Origin of the sequence: Pontixanthobacter sp. CEM42 (assembly GCF_017812015.1) — a bacterium.
GTDB lineage: Bacteria > Pseudomonadota > Alphaproteobacteria > Sphingomonadales > Sphingomonadaceae > Pontixanthobacter.
Map to the genome: position 1 here is coordinate 176179 of NZ_JADQTN010000002.1, position 16926 is coordinate 193104.

A 16926-nucleotide genomic window follows, 5' to 3' on the forward strand; every position below is an offset into this window, starting at 1 on the left:
GATGCCGCGACCTTGCTTGCAATCAGCCGGCAGAACTATCCCGCTAAGCGATAGCCAAATTCAACGATCTCTTCAGCAAACGCGGTTTCAATTGCTTCAACCGCCAAAGGATACGGCGCGAAGCTCGCTGCCGCTGTTGCGACTGCGGGACGGACACCGGATTTAGCAGTCGTCTTGCTGAATATATCGCCGAGTCCGTTGAGTTCCGGGATCGCCAATTCCAGCGCAGCAATATCCGCTGCGATCTGCTCATAGCGTAGCAAGTGGTGAACGATCCGCTCTCCACCAATCGCATAGCTTTCACGGTTCTGAAGCAGCAAATCCACATTGGCTATGCACCATTCGCCGAACTCCGGCAGCATATGGCCAGCCGACGCGCGCCAATGGTACAACGACACAGCCAGATCAAAGGGGTTGCGGATGATGGAGACACGCTGCGCACTATCCCAGCGGTCAGCGCCGAGAAGCGCCTGCGCGGCTGCAGCACTCATATGATTGTAAAACTTGCTCGGCACCTCGCGGCGGCGCTTTGCCCGTTCAACCGCCGCGTGCGGTATCTCGTCGTCCCGAGTAAACCCGTAATTCTGCGCACCGCGCGCGCCAGCCTCCACACGAAACCGCTCCTCACCCTTGCCGATCGGTGTGATGATATCCTTGGGCTCAGCAAAGTGAGACAGCGCCATCTCGAAAGATGTCCCCGCCACCTTACGCGGCTTGAGGAACAAAACCTTCGGATGATGGAGGTAGATCATTGGTGGTGATGACCCGCTGAATCACCAAAGCACGATCCTGCGATTAATGCGTCCAAGACAGGTTTATTTGGTTGATCTATGAGATGGTCTGAGCCAGCGGTCAGTTGCATGTGGATGAACATATATTGCGAATAACACCCTTGCCAGACGTAATTGCATGAGCGCACTAAGATGGCATGGCGGACAGACCAACATTGGGAGACGTGGGCGCAATATCTGCATTATCAGCCGTCAGTGGCGGATTTTTCTGCGGTTTTGCGCTGGTCGCTTGGATGTTTAGCGAAACCTACTGGACAGAACACCCGCTGAACGCAGCCGCCGCTGCCATATTTGCCGGGTTTGTCGGAGTGGTCTTGTCACTATTCACAGCATGGCCGCTGGGGTGGATCATTGGCGGTTTAATCGCTCGATTTCTTGGATCATCTGCGGGTCACTCGGCGTTGGCAGGTTCGTTGACCGGCTTCACCCTATTCGCCGTGAGCATGCGTTCAGATATCTTCCTACATCCCACACTGTTCGGCGGAGCCGCGCTGTTCGCACTCGCAGGCGCCATTCTCGCACCACTTTCACAATTCTATATCGCGAACCGAGTGGCTGTCTTTGATCGAGGGGACTGACTCACTCCCACTCAATCGTACCCGGCGGTTTGCTAGTGTAGTCATAGACCACCCGGTTGATACCCTGCACTTCGTTCACAATTCGCGTCGCACATTGCGTCAGGAAGCTGGCGTCGAACGGGTATACGTCCGCCGTCATACCATCGGTGCTGGTCACCGCGCGTAGGCCGCAAACGCTGTCATAGGTGCGGGCATCGCCCATTACGCCGACGGTTTTGACGGGGAGTAGCACGGCGAACGCCTGCCAGATTGCGTCGTACAAACCGGCGTTGCGGATCTCTTCGAGATAAATCGCGTCAGCTTTGCGCAGGATATCGCAGCGTTCTTTGTTCACTTCGCCCGGAATGCGGATCGCGAGGCCGGGTCCGGGGAACGGGTGACGGCCGACAAACATATCGGGCAGGCCAAGCTCACGGCCCAGATCGCGGACTTCGTCTTTGAACAGTTCGCGCAACGGCTCGACCAGTTTCATATTCATGCGTTCGGGCAAACCGCCGACATTGTGGTGGCTCTTGATCGTTACGCTTGGGCCGCCAGTGAAGGAGACGCTTTCGATCACATCGGGATAGAGCGTGCCCTGCGCGAGGAAATCTGCGCCACCGATCTTTTCGGCCTCTTCCTCAAACACATTTATAAATTCGCCGCCGATGAATTTGCGTTTCTTTTCCGGGTCGGAAACGCCATCGAGGCCCGCCAAAAAGCGTTCCTCCGCATCGACCACGACGAGCGGGATATTGTAGTGATCGCGGAACATGGTTTCGACTTGCGTGCGCTCATCCAAGCGAAGCAAACCATGATCGACAAATACGCAGGTTAGCTGGTCGCCGATAGCTTCGTGAATGAGGATCGCAGCAACCGAACTATCGACACCGCCGGACAGGCCGCAAATGACTTTCTTGTCGCCGACTTGCTCGCGGATCTCAGCGACTTTGGTATCGCGATAGGTGGCCATGGTCCAATCGCCTTTGAGGCCGCAAACATGGCGCACGAAATTGGCAATCAGCTTGCCGCCATCGGGCGTATGGACGACTTCAGGGTGGAACTGCGTACCGTAGAATTTGCGCTTCTCATCCGCGATAACAGCAAAGGGAGCGCCATCGCTGGTCGCGACGATCTCAAAGCCGTCAGCAAACTGTGTGACTTTGTCACCATGGCTCATCCAGACCTGATGGCGATCGCCGACGTTCCAAAGCCCGTCGAAAAGCGCGCATTCTTCGGTCACAGTCAGGAAAGCGCGGCCAAATTCGCCGCCTTCTCCGGTTTCGTGACCACGCCGGACTTCGCCGCCAAGCTGGTGCGTCATCACTTGCTGGCCATAACAAATGCCCAGGATCGGCAGGCCTGCATCGAACAGCATTTGCGGTGCCCGCGGGCTGCCTTCATCGGGAACACCGGCGGGTGAGCCGGACAGGATGATTCCCTTGGGCTTCATCCGTTCAAACGCTTCCTCGGCCATCGAAAATGGTGCGATTTCGGAATAGACGCCCGCCTCGCGCACACGGCGCGCGATCAGCTGGGTTACTTGGCTGCCGAAATCGACGATGAGAATGGAATCGGGCCGAATGGAATCGGAAGAGTGCGTTTGGTCCATGGGCGAGGCGATAAGACTGCGCGCCGATGCTGGCAAGCGCCCTGCATCGGTCCTGCACGGCCCCGTGTGTGTGCGCCACAATTCGCCACGTCTGCGAAACAAAATTTCGTGCCGTGTAACCAATATTGCTGCGGATGCGAAAAGCGTTCCAGATGCACTTTTGCACCAAACACAATATTTAGGAGTTACCCCAAATGCAAAATTCAATGCAGATTCTTACACAGCGCGCCGTCGCATTCATGTTCGCCATTTCACTCAGCGGATTGATGCTCAGCCCGACTATCGCCTAAACACAAAACGCTCGCGAAACACTTCCCGACCAATGTTGCAAAAAACTGAACATTAGTCGCAGTTTTGTCATTTGCATAAAGTGGCACGCAACATTATTTCCACTCCCGAACCGGCGGATAGGTCTCCTCTCCCGAACACTATCCCCGGCGATAACGGGATCACGACAGCGCCCCCGCATACGTGTCCCGGCTGACATCTCAGCTGCCTGCGAGTGCAGCAGAAAGCGCCCGGCCCAAGGCATAGTCCAACCGGCCCGCTGCTTTAGAGATGAAAGCGACCAGAGACGCGGCTGACCTTCAGTCCCCCCTCCCTTAACTCAAGGCAGCCGCGTCTCTATTTTTCCTGCCCCAATTTTCACAAAATCAGATTTTCGACAGCAAATCGTCGATATGTTTGCGCTGCGCGGCGTCGGCGAATTCGCGGACACCCGACGCTATTTCACGCGCTTCGGCGCGGCGGCCATTCGCTGCCAGCGCCGCTGCATAGTGCCAGCGAAACTCAAGATTACCCGGAGCAGCATCTTTCGCTTTGCCCAACCAGGCGAGCGCTTCTTTCTTGTCACCACCCGATTGCAGCAGCACCCAGCCGAGCGTGTCCATCACAAACGGATCGCCGGGCGTCAGCGCAATGGCGCGCCGTGCCAGTTGCACCGCTTCAGACGAGTTGCCGGTGTTGAGTTCGGCAATCGCGCCATTGTTAAGCACCAGCGCGTTTGCTTCCAAACCTTCGTCACGCAGGCCCGCATAGATATCGCGTGCTTCCGCCCATTCGCTGCGCCCGATCGCGCGGTCTGCCGCCGCCAAACGTGAACTCAGATCTTCTGGCGGAGAAACTTTGCCCAGCCGCGCCGCGTAGGGATCATCGCGCCCGAGTTGCTGCGAAAGACGTGATGCCAGCGCAAGCATTTGCGGCCCCGCAACGGCGCGCGATGCCGGAATCTCTATCGTGGACAGAGCCTTGTCGGTCTCACCCACCGCCAGCAATGCCTGCGCCATTACGGTCGCGCCTTGGACGTGGCCCGGATTGTCACGCAGGAATGGACGCAGGAAGGCGATCGATTGCTCGTGGCTGCCGCGTAGATGGGCAATTTCACCCATCAGCAATTGTGCGGCAGGAACTTTGCGAAGAGCGCCTTCACCAGCCTGCATAATCTGGTGCGCTGTGTCCAAATCACCGCGCACGAAAGCCAGCTTCGCGTCGAGGAACATACCCATCGGGTGATTGGGCGCGGTTTCGCGCAGCACTTTCAGCGTCTCCGCCGCCTCGTACAGCTTGCCCAGATCAGCCTGTACCGCCGCAAGCGACAGTCGCGGGCCGAGGATGGACGAGTTGGCAGAAACCGCCTGTGCATAGTGCTGCTCAGCCGCTTCGAAATCTTCGCGCAGCAGGTCCAATCGACCCGCGAGCATCAGCGCATTTAAATCTTTGCCGTCAGCTTCCAGAGCGCGTGCAGACAGCGAATTGGCCAATTCAACTTTGCGTTCGGTCAGCGCCATTTCACCGCGCAATGCCAGCAAGCGAACGTCATCGGGATGTGCCGCGACTGCGTCATCCGCCAGTGCAAACGCCGGTTCTGTCTGACCCAGTGCCAACAGCGCACCGATGCGCACCCATTGGCCTAGTGCGGTCGACGAATCCGCTTTTTCGGCCCAAGCCAGCGCTTCATCGGGCTTGTCCTGAAGTAGCATCGCGCGGGACATCAGCGCTGCGCCAACACCGCTTTCACGCATCACGACCGGCACTTGCTCAACCGCAGCTTGCGCCGCGATCCCATCCCCCAGCTCGAGCATAATGTCCGCATAACGCAGGCGGGTCTGGTGGTCGTCTGGTGTCTCTTTGAGGATTGCAAGCAAGTGAACCCGGGCAGCGCCCAGATCGCCTTCCGCAAGCGCGGTTTCCGCCTCAACCACCGGGTCACCGGACACCCATCCGCATGATGCGGTTCCAAGGGCGAGCGGCACAATGGCGAGCGACAAGAACAGTCTATTTTTCATAGCCTGCGGTATAGCCAAATCTTCCTAAAGAACGGCTAACCACGCTGCTGGCCAAACCGGCGATCTGGAAGTGCCGCACACCTCAATAGGAAAGGGCTGATACAGCTTCCGCCGTACCAGCCCCTTGGAAGACTGTCTCTATATCGCGTTACGCCGCGGCAATGCTCCGGCGGCGGCGACCGGCCCACAGGCCAATCAGAGCGAGACCGAACAGAGCGGCACCGCCCGGCGCCGGAACTGGCGTGCCCGGTGTATGCGCTAGATCAAAATTGATATCCCAGTGCGGAAGCGACCAGCCGTTGGGATTCAGAATGTTAAGCCAGGCAGAACCACCGAAATCGCCGGTTTTATCATTCGCGCCGGGGCCGATTTGCACGGTGGTGTTGCCAGCGAGTGGATCGCGCGGATTGATGGTGAATTTCTTGCCGCCAATGGTGATAGTACCTGCAGCGCTGGAGTAGAAGTCCATTGTCGAAGGATTATAAGCGCCGCCGCCAGCTTTGTAGCCCTGGTTGCTGTTAAGCGCGTCTTGAAAGCCCGAAAAGCTGAGGTCGAGCTTAGCGACTTTGCCCGAGCCGTTAACTGCGGTGCCGGTGAAGGTTGCAGTGCCGGCGTCGGTGTCCTGCGTGAACTTCGTACCGTCTTGGAAAGAGTAGCGGCGATCGCAGCCGCTGCCGACCGAATTGGTCCAAAGACCGTGCGAGCAGCCACTGTCGGTCGCGTCGCTGACATCATAATCTATGGTCGATGCCGAAGCCGGTGCAGCAACGGCCATCAACGCTACCGGTGCGGCTGCAGCCAAAGCGATGTTGCGTGTCCAAGAAACCATAATTCTTACCCCATATTCCCCATCGGATAATGCAGAACCCGTCCGCCTTACCCTGCGAATTGTAATGTTGAGGTTAAAGCAGGGACGATGCCAAAAATGCGCAACCCAGCAATCCTGCGGCTTACGAAGGTTAACGTGATTTCGGATTTCTATGAGATGTTAGAAATTCCGACAGTTTTCAGGCCGGTTCAGCGTTGCTCAGGTGCATCGACCATGGCGCGCAGCTCAGTCTTGAGCAGTTTGCCAATATGGCTGCGCGGCATTTCTGCGATCGAGTGAAGTGCCGATAGCCGCTGCGTCTTTCCAAGCCGCGCATTGACCGCGCCCAGCACAGCATCGGCATTGGTATTGCCGCTTGGATCAAGCGTCACAAAGCCAACCGGCGTTTCGCCCCACGCTTTGCTGGGCACACCAATCACGGCGGCCTCGACCACGCCTTCCTCTTTGAGCAGCTCATTCTCCAGATCGACCGGATAGATATTGAACCCACCAGAGATGATCATGTCTTTCGCGCGACCGACCAGCTCGACAAAGCCGTCTTCATCGACCCGGCCAATATCGCCCATCCGCATCCACCATTCGCCGGTGTCGGGATCGATCCATTTTGCTTCGGAGGTTTTCTCGGGCTGGTTTTTGTACTCGCTCATCATCGCAGGCCCGCGGCCAACCAACTCGCCAGCCTCGCCCGGCGGCAACAAACGGCCATCTTCGCCCATCACTTTGACTTCGCTTCCAGGAGCAGGCGTGCCGACAGTGTGCAGCTTGTCCGGATGCTCATGCGCGTAGAGCAAGCAGACAACGCCGCCTTCGGTCATCGAGTAAATCTCGATCAACGCACCCGGCATCCGCTTAAGCACTTCCGCTTTCAATTCGGCAGAGAAGGGAGCCGAGGTGCAATATTTCATCTGCATGTTCGACAGATCAAAATTATCGAACGTCGGCTCATCCATCAGGCGCTGATATTGCACCGGCACCAGCATCGTTGTTGTAATCCGGTCGCGCTGGGCGATTTCAAGCCAACGCACCGTGTTGAACTTGCCCATGATCGTGACGGTACCGCCTGCCAATAGCGCCGACAAAAACGCGACCATCGTGGTGTTTGAATAAAGCGGCGTTGATGTAAGCGAGCGGACTTCGCGCTCACCCCCAAGATAGGACGCCGCAGTCGGCGCAAATTGCCGCCAGCGCATCGTATGCGAATGGACAATGCCCTTCGGAATTCCGGTCGTCCCGCTCGAGTAAATAATGTTGAACGGCTCATCGCCAGTTGGTTCGAAAGGAACAGGTTTTGTGCCCGCCTCCGCCATCCAGCCATCCAATTCTTCGTCCAACACGATCTGTTCGAGATCGGTCATAAATGCATCTCCGAGCTCGCTCAGCTTTGCCCGATCAATGAACAGGTGCCGCGCGCCAGAGTCCTTGGCCATACCGTGCAGCTGCTGCGGACTCGCACTGGTAGTAAGCGGCGCAGCGACGCCGCCAGCCAAGACTGCCGCCAGATAGACCAGCGCATAATTGATCGTAGACGTGCCGAGGATCGCAACCGATTGGCCGCGCTCCAGTCCCGTCATTTGCAATTGCGCTGCGATCCGGTCCACGCGGTCGATCATCTCCGTCCAGGACAGCTCGCCATGCTCGTCGCGTAGAGCCGGGTGATCCGGGCGCTCCTCGGCCCAACCAGCCAATATCTCTCGATATGAACCAAATGGTGCGGAAAGCCGATCGAGCATGGTCACGTCATTCTTCCTTGTCCTGTGAAGCACGGCGCATCTATGCAGGCGCAAACGCCAAAGCCAAGGGGAATGCGAATGTCACTACGAATAGTTGCAATGGCGAGCCTTGTCCTCTTGGCAGCCGCTCCCTCTGAGTCGCAGGAAGAAGCTGCGCGCAATACCATCGCTGTCTTCGCCCATCCCGATGACGAGTTGTTTGTTGCCCCGGCGCTCGCCAGCGCTACGCGCGAGGGGCACGATGTGACGCTGGTCTACGCAACCAACGGAGATCAAGGTCCGGGTGTTTCAGGCATGGCACCCGGAGAGGAACTGGCCACTAGCCGCAAAGGAGAGGCACTGTGTGCAGCGGAAGCTCTGGGGGTCACCACGGTGCACTTTCTCGATCTGGGCGATGGGACTTTGGGCGTAAACGCACACCATCGCGGCAGTTCTGCTCTGAGGTTCTCCGCTGCGCTCAAGCATATTCTCGGCGATGGTGAGTTTAACACAGCAGTGACATGGGGCCCAGATGGCGGATACGGTCACTCCGATCACCGAATCGTCAGCGCGCTAACCGCCGAATTGGTCCAAGCCATGGACACCAATCGGCCAAAGCTGCTCTATTCGGGTATCCGAAAGGGCTCGCGACCACCAGAGATACAAACATGGGCTGAGACGGACTCCGAGCTTCTCACAGTTTCCGTGGCATACACTGCAGAAGATCTAGCCGCGGCAACTAAAGCAGCGCAGTGTCACAGAACCCAATTCGATGCCGATGTTCGCGGGGGCATGATGCCTTTGTTTGACCAGTCGATCTGGCAGGGCGCGGTGCACTTCCGACCTGCATTTGGAACATAGCCACTCAACATTCGATGACGTTCACTGCAAGCCCGCCTTGGCTGGTCTCTTTATATTTGGTCGACATATCGAGGCCGGTCTGGCGCATCGTTTCAATCACTTGATCGAGCGAGACAATCGACACTTCATCGCGGTGCAGCGCCAGCCGCGCGGCATTGACCGCTTTCACTGCGCCGATGGCATTGCGTTCGATACACGGCACTTGGACGAGACCGCCGACCGGATCGCAGGTCAGACCAAGATTGTGCTCCATCCCGATTTCCGCCGCGCTGGCGATCTGGGTTGGCGTTCCGCCCCACAGCGCTGCGAGTCCACCAGCCGCCATCGAACAGGCGACGCCAACTTCGCCCTGACAGCCCATCTCCGCGCCTGAGATTGACGCGCGTTGCTTATAGAGCAGGCCAATCGCGCCAGCCGTCAGCAAGAATTTTCGGCGGCTCTCAGTGCAGGCATTGTCCTCGGCATCGAGGCAATAGAAACGCATCACTGCCGGCAGGATGCCGGCGGCACCATTTGTGGGCGCAGTGACGACTTTGCCGCCCGCTGCATTCTCTTCATTCACCGCCATTGCAAAGCAATTGAGCCAGTCGAACAATTGCTCGCGCTCGTTTGATTGCGGGTTCGATTGCAGCTTGCCCCATAGCTCGGGCGCGCGGCGGCGAACGTTGAGGCCGCCGGGTAGCGTGCCGGTCTGGGTCAAACCACGATCAATGCAACCATCCATCGCGCTCGCAATCTGGTCGAGCCCTGCCTCGGTCTTCGCACGTGGCCGCATTGCGTCTTCATTGCGCAGGACCAGCTCATGCACTTGCACCTGCTCGGATGCGCAAACCTGAAGCAATTCGGCCGCCGAAGTGAACCGGTGCGGCACCGGATTGCCTGCCTTGACGCGGTCATCCTTGGCGGGCTGTTCAAGCTGACGCTGCGTCGCGACAAACCCGCCACCGGTGGAGAAATAGCTCCGGTCCGACAGCACTTCGCCTGCGTCGTCATAGGCGATCAGCCGCATGCCATTGGGGTGCAGATCGGGAATGATGTGTCCCGCCAGGTCGACATCGGCTTTCGCGTCAAACGCAATATCGCGCTCACCACCCAAAGTGAGCATGCCCTCGGCTTCTATCCGATCAAGCTGTTGGTCGCCTTTGGCCGGATCATACGTCTCCGGCTTGTGCCCCATCAGGCCAAGAATCGAGGCACGCGGCGTGCCGTGACCAATGCCCGTCAGGGCAAGCGACCCCTGCAATTCTATGTGGGTTTTCGCTGTCCGTGCAAACTTTCCGCTACGCTTCAGCGCCCGGACAAACATGCTCGAAATCCGCATAGGTCCAACCGTATGCGAGCTAGAGGGACCAATCCCGATCCGGAAAATGTCGAGCACTGAAAGCATGGCTGCGCCGATGCTCCCTGCCTTCCGCTACGTCAAGTGGTTGCGGTTGAAACTAATGCACCAAAATTGACCTCTCACCGTGTCCATATGTGCCAATATTGAGCGCATAAACGCCGCTCGCAGGACCTCACGGGTTGATGGTGGATAAATCTGTCCATTTGGCCCTGATTTGCTTGGGATACGCCCTCACGCGCCCTATATCTGCAGGATGAGCGAAACACCCGATACACCAGAGAATCTCCCCCCTGAAAAAGTTGTCCAGCAGGGCGAATATGGGGCCGATTCGATCAAGGTCCTCAAAGGCCTCGACGCAGTCCGCAAACGCCCAGGCATGTATATCGGCGACACCGATGATGGCAGCGGCCTGCATCACATGGTGTTCGAAGTTTCCGATAATGCGATTGACGAAGCGCTGGCGGGCCACTGCGATCTCGTTTTGATCGAACTCAATCCTGATGGCTCGGTTTCGGTCGAAGATAATGGCCGAGGCATTCCGGTTGGGATGCACAAAGAGGAAGGCGTGTCAGCAGCAGAGGTCATCATGACTCAGCTCCACGCCGGCGGTAAATTCGATAACACCAATGATGACAACGCCTATAAAGTCTCCGGCGGTTTGCACGGCGTTGGCGTGTCGGTGGTCAACGCGCTGTCCGAATGGCTGGAGCTGACCATCTGGCGCGAAGGCAAAGAGCATTGGATGCGTTTCGAGCATGGCGAAACTGCCAAATCGCTCGAAGTCACAGGCGATGCGCCCAAGGTCGACAGCAATGGTGACGATAACGGCCTGAAGAAGGGCACCCGCGTTACCTTCCTCGCCAGCGACGACACATTCAAAAACGTCACCGTCTATGATTTTGAGAAGCTGGAGCATCGCTACCGAGAACTCGCTTTCCTTAATTCCGGCGTCCACATCTTGCTGCGCGACAAGCGCGGCGAAGAGGTGCTGGAACATGATCTGTTTTATGAAGGCGGCATCGCGGCCTTTGTGAACTATCTGGACCGGAACAAGCAGGCGCTGATCCCTGATCCGATTGCGATTTCGGCAGAGAAAGACGGCATCGGCATCGACGTCGCGCTGGAATGGAACGATTCCTATTACGAGAACGTGTTGTGTTTCACTAACAACATCCCGCAGCGCGATGGCGGTACGCACCTTGCTGCATTCCGTGCGGCGCTGACGCGGACGCTCAACAACTATGCTTCCAATTCGGGAATGCTGAAGAAGGAAAAGGTTTCGCTTTCGGGCGAAGACATGCGCGAAGGCCTGACCGCGATTGTCTCGGTCAAATTGCCCGACCCCAAGTTCTCCTCGCAGACCAAAGACAAGCTGGTCAGCTCTGAAGTGCGTCAGCCTTTGGAAAGCCTGATGGGCGACAAGATGACCGAATGGCTGGAGGAAAATCCGGCCAATGCGAAAATCATCATCCAGAAAATCATTGATGCGGCAGCAGCGCGCGAAGCGGCGAAAAAGGCGCGCGAACTGACTCGCCGCAAAGGCGCGATGGATATCGCATCGCTACCCGGCAAGCTCGCCGATTGTCAGGAACGCGATCCGGAGAAGTCCGAACTGTTCCTGGTGGAGGGTGACTCCGCTGGCGGCTCGGCCAAACAAGGGCGCGACCGGCATTATCAGGCAATCCTGCCGCTCAAAGGTAAGATCCTGAATGTCGAGCGTGCTCGGTTTGACCGGATCATTTCATCCAAGGAAGTCGGTACGCTGATCCAAGCGATGGGCACCGGCATCCGCGACGAATTCAACATCGAAAAGCTGCGCTATCACAAGATTGTGATCATGACCGATGCTGATGTCGACGGCGCGCATATCCGCACATTGCTGCTGACATTCTTCCACCGGCAGATGCCAGAAATCATCAAGAACGGACATCTGTTCATCGCTCAGCCGCCTTTGTTCAAAGTGAGCAAGGGCCGCAGTGAAGTCTATCTGAAAGACCAACCCGCGCTTGACCGCTATCTGATTGATGCCGGCCTGCAGGGCCGCTTGATGGAGACCAAAGGCGGCGCGCGCGGCGGCGCTGAATTGGCATCGCTTGTCGAGCACGCATTGCGAATTCGCAATCTGATGGCCTTTGTTCCGGCGAAATATGACAGCGCATTGATCGAAGCCATGGCGCTGGGCGGTGCTCTTGATCCTGCTCTCACAACCGCAGACCGCGAAGCCGCGTTGACCAATGCTGCGCGGCGTTTGCAGCTGGGCGACAGCGAAGCCAAATGGAGCGCGCATATCCGCGATGACGGAACAGTGATCTTCGAACGCTTGTGGCGCGGTGTGACCGATGTCCATGAGATCGAAGCAGCCTTCCTAACCAGCGCCGAAGCGCGGCGCCTCCACACAATCTCAATCGAACATGCAGAGCTTTACGAGCAGCCATCACGCCTCGTGAAAGGCAGCACCGAAGACGCACAAGACGGCGATGCGGACGAAGACGGAAGCGACGGTCCAGCTATCGCCAATGACGGTTCAATCACCCGTCCGACACAATTGCTCGACGCAGTTCTGGCCGCTGGCCGCAAAGGTCTGGCCATAGCCCGCTACAAAGGTCTGGGCGAAATGAATGCGGAGCAGCTCTGGGAAACCACTCTCGATCCTGACAACCGCGCATTGCTACAGGTCAAAGTCGAAGATGCCGACATTACCGACGAAATCTTCACGCGTCTGATGGGCGATGTAGTAGAACCGCGCCGCGAATTTATTCAGGACAATGCGCTCAACGTCGCCAATCTGGATGTGTAGGCCAACCTTTATCACCGGGGTGACGCGATAATGGAGCCTGTTATCCGCGGTTCTCAGGAGGAAAAGGTCGGCCATTTGCTGATCGCGGGGCTGCTGATCACTTTCCTGCCGCAGATACCACTGGGCAATTATCTGATCTATCCGTTCACAATTTTGACGACATGGTTCCACGAAATGGGCCACGGCCTGACCGCTATGGCGCTGGGTGCCGATTTTCAGAGTCTTGAGATTTACAGCAACGGATCGGGCGTCGCGCAATCGCAATTCGACAGCACGCCGTCCGCAGTGGCCAACGCATTGGTTGGCGCAGGCGGTCCGCTCGGCCCCTCGATCTTCGGCTCGCTGCTGATTCTGGCCAGCGCTAAGCTGCAATATGTCCGCCCGACCTTGATCGCTTTGGCAGCGCTTATCGGGATCTCGACTGTCATCTGGGTCAGCACTATGACCGGGTTTGTTGTACTGCCACTGGTCGCACTTGCACTGGTCGGTGTCGCCATGAAAGCAAGCGACCGGATCGCCCTATTCACCGCTCAGTTTCTTGGCGTAGTCGCCGCGCTCAGCATGTTTCAGGACTGGAACTATCTGTTTTCTTATTCCGGCGTAGTCGCCGGGCGGCCCATGCTGTCTGACACCGGTGCGATGTCGGATGCCTTGTGGTTGCCCTATTGGGTTTGGGCGATCATCATCATCGCCGCTTCGGGCCTGATGATCGGGGCGAGTTTGAAATATGCATTGGCGGAAGAGCACAGCAATCGCTTCATCCGCCGCTGAGCAAAGGACATATTGTGGCAACAGGGCAAAGAACGCAGGGCATGGAAAGAGGCGGCTTCGTGCTTTTCCTCGCGCTGATCACGGCGGGCTTCATTGTCATTGTTTGGCCGTTTGCGTCGCCATTATTATGGTCCGCGCTGGCTGCGATAATGTTCCAACCGCTCTATCAATGGCTGCTGCCGCGATGCCGCGATAGCGCCAACAAAGCCGCGATTGCCGCTTTGCTGATCATCACCTTCGCAGTGGTTATACCGGCGCTGTTGATCGGCAGCATGATTATCGAGCAGGCGGCCGAGGTGTTTCTCGCCTTCCGTGATGGCCAATTCGATGTTGGTGCATGGTTCACGCAAGTGTTCAGCGCATTGCCAGCCAGTATCCAGTCCTCGCTCGACACCTCGGGCTTCGGCACGCTCAACGCGCTGATCGACCGGGCACAGGATTTTGCCAGAGAAAGTACCGGAATCATTGCCCGCCAAGCTGTCGCCATCGGCGGAAGCGCGCTCAGCTTTGTGCTGTCATTCGGTGTCGGGCTCTATGTCACGTACTTCCTGCTACGCGACGGCAAGCAGATTGGCCGTTCGGTCATCAACGCCTTACCAATGGAGCGCGAAATTGCAGATGATCTGGCCGAGAAATTCCTGACTATCGTGCGCGCTACGATCAAAGGTTCTGTCGTCGTTGGCTTGGTTCAGGGGACACTGGGCGCGATCACTTTCTGGATTGCGGGTGTGCCTTCGGTGATGCTGCTGGGCCTGCTGATGGCGATATTCTCGCTGCTGCCTGCGCTGGGACCTGCAATTGTGTGGCTGCCCATCGCGATCTATCTGCTCGCTACCGGCGCGATCTGGCAAGGCATCTTCGTGATCGCCGCCGGGGTGCTGGTAATCGGTATGGCCGATAACGTGCTCCGGCCCATTCTGGTTGGCCGCGACACCGGTATTCCCGACTGGATCATTCTGATCAGCACGCTAGGCGGCATTGGCCTGCTGGGCCTATCCGGCATCGTCGTCGGGCCGCTGGTTGCCGGACTGTTCCTCGCCGCTTGGTCAATCTCCAAGGGTGACGAAGAGCCTCCCAAGGCGGAAGCGGCCTAAGCACTCATGACATATGACGCAATCATCCTCGGCGCAGGGGCTGCCGGGCTGTTCTGCGCCGCACAGGCCGGGCAGCGCAGCAAGCGCGTGCTCGTGCTCGAGCGTGCGCCGACACCGGGAAAGAAGATCCTGATTTCCGGCGGTGGGCGGTGCAATTTCACCAATATCGGCGCGGGTCCGGCGAACTATCTCTCCGCAAATCCGCATTTCGCCAAGTCAGCGCTCAGTCGCTACACGGCGCGCGACTTTCTTGATCTGGTCGAAAGCTACGAAATTGCGTGGCACGAGAAAACGCTGGGTCAATTATTTTGCGATCAAAGCGCGCGGCAGATCGTCGCGATGCTGCTGGAGGAGTGCGACAAGGCAGGCACGGCAGGCGGTTCGGTCGAAGTGCTTTGCGATCAGGATATCACCGAGGTCGAACAAACTGGCGGTAGCTATCTCGTAACGTCCAACGGCACACTGCATGGCGCGCATTCGCTTGTGATCGCCACGGGCGGACCGTCGATCCCGAAAATGGGAGCAACCGGCTTCGCCTATGATCTGGCGAGGCAGTTCGGTCTGAAAGTGATCGAACCGCGCCCTGCACTGGTCCCGCTAACACTGGGCGGAGAGGATGTGCTGTTCCGTGATATCTCGGGTGTGTCCGCCGATGTGGAGGCGAAGTCTGGAAAGACCGCCTTTCGCGAATCCGCTCTGTTCACTCATCGCGGACTATCAGGCCCATCAATCCTGCAAATCTCATCCTATTGGCGAAACGGCGAAACAGTGGCGATCAACTTCCTGCCTGATCACCCCCAAGAGTGGCTGCTCGACGCCAAGCGCGACCATCCGCGCAGCAGCCTGAAAGCTATCCTGAAAGAGCATCTGTCCGACCGGTTAGCGACAATCCTGTCAGAGAAGCTGAGCCTGCAAACCGAACTTGGCAATGCGCCCGACAAATCTCTACGCGCCGCCGAAGCCAAACTCGCACGCTGGGAGTTTACCCCCAATGGCAGCGAAGGCTTTGCCAAAGCGGAAGTGACAGCGGGCGGGATCGATACGCAGGAACTGTCCTCCAAAACGATGGAGGCAAAGAAAGTCCCCAGCCTTTACGGCATAGGCGAAGCAGTCGATGTGACCGGCTGGCTCGGCGGGTATAATTTCCAATGGGCTTGGGCGAGTGCCTGGGCCGCTGGACACGCGCTTTAGTCGTCCTTTTTTGCCGGAATAGGCAAAGCCGCCAGCACATCCCACATAATCTCAAAGCTGTTTTTGTAAGCGTAGTCCTTGTTGTAATTGCGCGATTGAACCGCAATCACGGCGTCATAGTTGCGATAGATCGACACGATATTTCCGCCATTGCCCATCATCATCCAGCTGGGCTCATAGCCGCCCGGCGACTTGACCAGATTGAACCACCACAGATAGCCGTAATGAACATATTCGCCCGTCGTGCGATGCGGTTGGAGCATTTGCTTGATCCACTCAGCGCTAACAATCTGTGTGCCGTTATACGTCCCGCCGTCGAGCACCATCCGGCCAATAGTGATTAAATCACCCACGCGCATCTTGATCTGACCGCCCGATTGCACTTCGCCCGAGCGCGAGCGTGTCCACTTCACATCCTCGATCCCGAGCGGTGTGAACACGCGTTCAGCCATAAAGTCGTCGAACCGTTGGCCGGAGACTTCCTCAACCACCTGACCAAGCAGGAACACACCGGCGGTGCAGTAGGAGAACCTGCCATAGCCCTTTTCATCGCGCGCATAATCCGCATCGACGGGGATATTCATTGCAAAGTCGCGCCATATCTCGGTGCGGTACATCCGCTCCTCATTGCCTGGCGATTTGAGCGTGCGATCGCTGCAATCGAGCGATGATGACATCGTCAGCAAATCCCGCACGGTAATATCATTGCGCGGATCATCGGGGGCGCTGCCCAGCAGCGGCCAAACCTTGGTTTCAACCGAGAGTTTCCCCTCATCCACCAGCATCCCAACAGCCAGCGCGGTCAGCGATTTTCCTGCTGACCGGATATCGGTCAGGTAATCGACGTCCTTTCGATCGAAGCGCTGCGAATAGGCGATCTCCCCGCCTTGTTCGACCTGCACCGCAACGATCTTGCCCAAGTCCTTATCGGCAATGCGCTGTTCCAGCTCGGGAAGGCTGATCGTTTGCGCAGTAGCGGTGATTGGCGCAAGCACACCGAGCAACAGACTGCTTATCAATACCCGTACCACGTCTCGCTCCCGATTGCTCATCCGCCAATGAAACCAGCAATCTGAAGCGGAGCTGA

The 16926-nt window shown here is 57.6% G+C and carries 13 protein-coding genes; 6 read left to right on the top strand and 7 right to left on the bottom strand.

Annotation, left to right across the window (positions count from 1 at the left end):
- Positions 1–35 precede the first annotated feature (35 nt).
- Positions 36–704, bottom strand: coding sequence for a hypothetical protein (locus tag J9777_RS10885; RefSeq protein WP_209348861.1), 669 nt, complete (start codon positions 702–704; stop codon positions 36–38).
- 224 nt (positions 705–928) lie between these two features.
- Here J9777_RS10885 and J9777_RS10890 point away from each other — a divergent pair, with 224 nt between their 5' ends.
- On the top strand, positions 929–1369 hold the full coding sequence (locus J9777_RS10890; RefSeq protein ID WP_209348862.1) for a hypothetical protein: 441 nt from the start codon (positions 929–931) through the stop codon (positions 1367–1369).
- Between the two features lies 1 nt (position 1370).
- Here the strand turns inward: J9777_RS10890 and guaA are convergent, their stop codons facing one another.
- From guaA to J9777_RS10910, 4 genes are all read right to left on the bottom strand, one after another.
- Complete coding sequence (gene guaA, locus J9777_RS10895; protein ID WP_209348863.1) at positions 1371–2960, bottom strand: glutamine-hydrolyzing GMP synthase; 1590 nt, start codon at positions 2958–2960, stop codon at positions 1371–1373.
- Between the two features lie 653 nt (positions 2961–3613).
- Positions 3614–5245: a tetratricopeptide repeat protein gene (locus tag J9777_RS10900; RefSeq protein ID WP_209348864.1), complete on the bottom strand. Its 1632-nt coding sequence runs from the start codon at positions 5243–5245 to the stop codon at positions 3614–3616.
- A 148-nt stretch (positions 5246–5393) separates the two neighbouring features.
- Positions 5394–6074 (bottom strand): PEP-CTERM sorting domain-containing protein, encoded by a 681-nt coding sequence (locus tag J9777_RS10905; RefSeq protein WP_209348865.1) that lies wholly within the window; start codon positions 6072–6074, stop codon positions 5394–5396.
- 188 nt (positions 6075–6262) lie between these two features.
- Positions 6263–7804 carry a class I adenylate-forming enzyme family protein gene (locus J9777_RS10910; protein ID WP_209349534.1) on the bottom strand — a complete coding sequence of 514 codons (1542 nt, stop codon included), beginning with the start codon at positions 7802–7804 and terminating at the stop codon, positions 6263–6265.
- A 78-nt stretch (positions 7805–7882) separates the two neighbouring features.
- On the opposite strand from J9777_RS10910, the gene J9777_RS10915 reads away from it, so the two are divergent.
- Positions 7883–8644: a PIG-L family deacetylase gene (locus J9777_RS10915; RefSeq protein WP_209348866.1), complete on the top strand. Its 762-nt coding sequence runs from the start codon at positions 7883–7885 to the stop codon at positions 8642–8644.
- A 4-nt stretch (positions 8645–8648) separates the two neighbouring features.
- Here the strand turns inward: J9777_RS10915 and J9777_RS10920 are convergent, their stop codons facing one another.
- Complete coding sequence (locus J9777_RS10920) at positions 8649–10031, bottom strand: L-serine ammonia-lyase (RefSeq protein ID WP_209348867.1); 1383 nt, start codon at positions 10029–10031, stop codon at positions 8649–8651.
- Positions 10032–10239: 208 nt separating this feature from the next.
- Here J9777_RS10920 and gyrB point away from each other — a divergent pair, with 208 nt between their 5' ends.
- From gyrB to J9777_RS10940, 4 genes are read left to right on the top strand one after another with little or no spacing between them, the layout of a single operon-like run.
- Positions 10240–12783 (top strand): DNA topoisomerase (ATP-hydrolyzing) subunit B, encoded by a 2544-nt coding sequence (gyrB, locus tag J9777_RS10925; protein ID WP_209348868.1) that lies wholly within the window; start codon positions 10240–10242, stop codon positions 12781–12783.
- Positions 12784–12813: 30 nt separating this feature from the next.
- Positions 12814–13554, top strand: coding sequence for a M50 family metallopeptidase (locus J9777_RS10930; RefSeq protein WP_209348869.1), 741 nt, complete (start codon positions 12814–12816; stop codon positions 13552–13554).
- 41 nt (positions 13555–13595) lie between these two features.
- Complete coding sequence (locus J9777_RS10935) at positions 13596–14648, top strand: AI-2E family transporter (RefSeq protein WP_209348870.1); 1053 nt, start codon at positions 13596–13598, stop codon at positions 14646–14648.
- Between the two features lie 6 nt (positions 14649–14654).
- Complete coding sequence (locus J9777_RS10940) at positions 14655–15839, top strand: NAD(P)/FAD-dependent oxidoreductase (protein WP_209348871.1); 1185 nt, start codon at positions 14655–14657, stop codon at positions 15837–15839.
- On the opposite strand, the gene J9777_RS10945 is transcribed toward J9777_RS10940, so the two are convergent.
- Entirely contained in the window at positions 15836–16870 is a 1035-nt protein-coding gene (locus tag J9777_RS10945) for a serine hydrolase (protein WP_209348872.1), read from the bottom strand. The genes J9777_RS10940 and J9777_RS10945 overlap by 4 nt on opposite strands.
- Between the last annotated feature and the right edge of the window lie 56 nt (positions 16871–16926).

Bases quoted from the DNA above. Each gene is read 5' to 3' on its own strand.
- J9777_RS10890 (WP_209348862.1), top strand. From the start codon at position 929: ATGGCGGACAGACCAACATTGGGAGACGTGGGCGCAATATCTGCATTA.
- guaA (WP_209348863.1), bottom strand. From the start codon at position 2,960: ATGGACCAAACGCACTCTTCCGATTCCATTCGGCCCGATTCCATTCTC.
- J9777_RS10900 (WP_209348864.1), bottom strand. From the start codon at position 5,245: ATGAAAAATAGACTGTTCTTGTCGCTCGCCATTGTGCCGCTCGCCCTT.
- J9777_RS10905 (WP_209348865.1), bottom strand. From the start codon at position 6,074: ATGGTTTCTTGGACACGCAACATCGCTTTGGCTGCAGCCGCACCGGTA.
- J9777_RS10910 (WP_209349534.1), bottom strand. From the start codon at position 7,804: ATGCTCGATCGGCTTTCCGCACCATTTGGTTCATATCGAGAGATATTG.
- J9777_RS10915 (WP_209348866.1), top strand. From the start codon at position 7,883: ATGTCACTACGAATAGTTGCAATGGCGAGCCTTGTCCTCTTGGCAGCC.
- J9777_RS10920 (WP_209348867.1), bottom strand. From the start codon at position 10,031: ATGCTTTCAGTGCTCGACATTTTCCGGATCGGGATTGGTCCCTCTAGC.
- gyrB (WP_209348868.1), top strand. From the start codon at position 10,240: ATGAGCGAAACACCCGATACACCAGAGAATCTCCCCCCTGAAAAAGTT.
- J9777_RS10930 (WP_209348869.1), top strand. From the start codon at position 12,814: ATGGAGCCTGTTATCCGCGGTTCTCAGGAGGAAAAGGTCGGCCATTTG.
- J9777_RS10935 (WP_209348870.1), top strand. From the start codon at position 13,596: ATGGAAAGAGGCGGCTTCGTGCTTTTCCTCGCGCTGATCACGGCGGGC.
- J9777_RS10940 (WP_209348871.1), top strand. From the start codon at position 14,655: ATGACATATGACGCAATCATCCTCGGCGCAGGGGCTGCCGGGCTGTTC.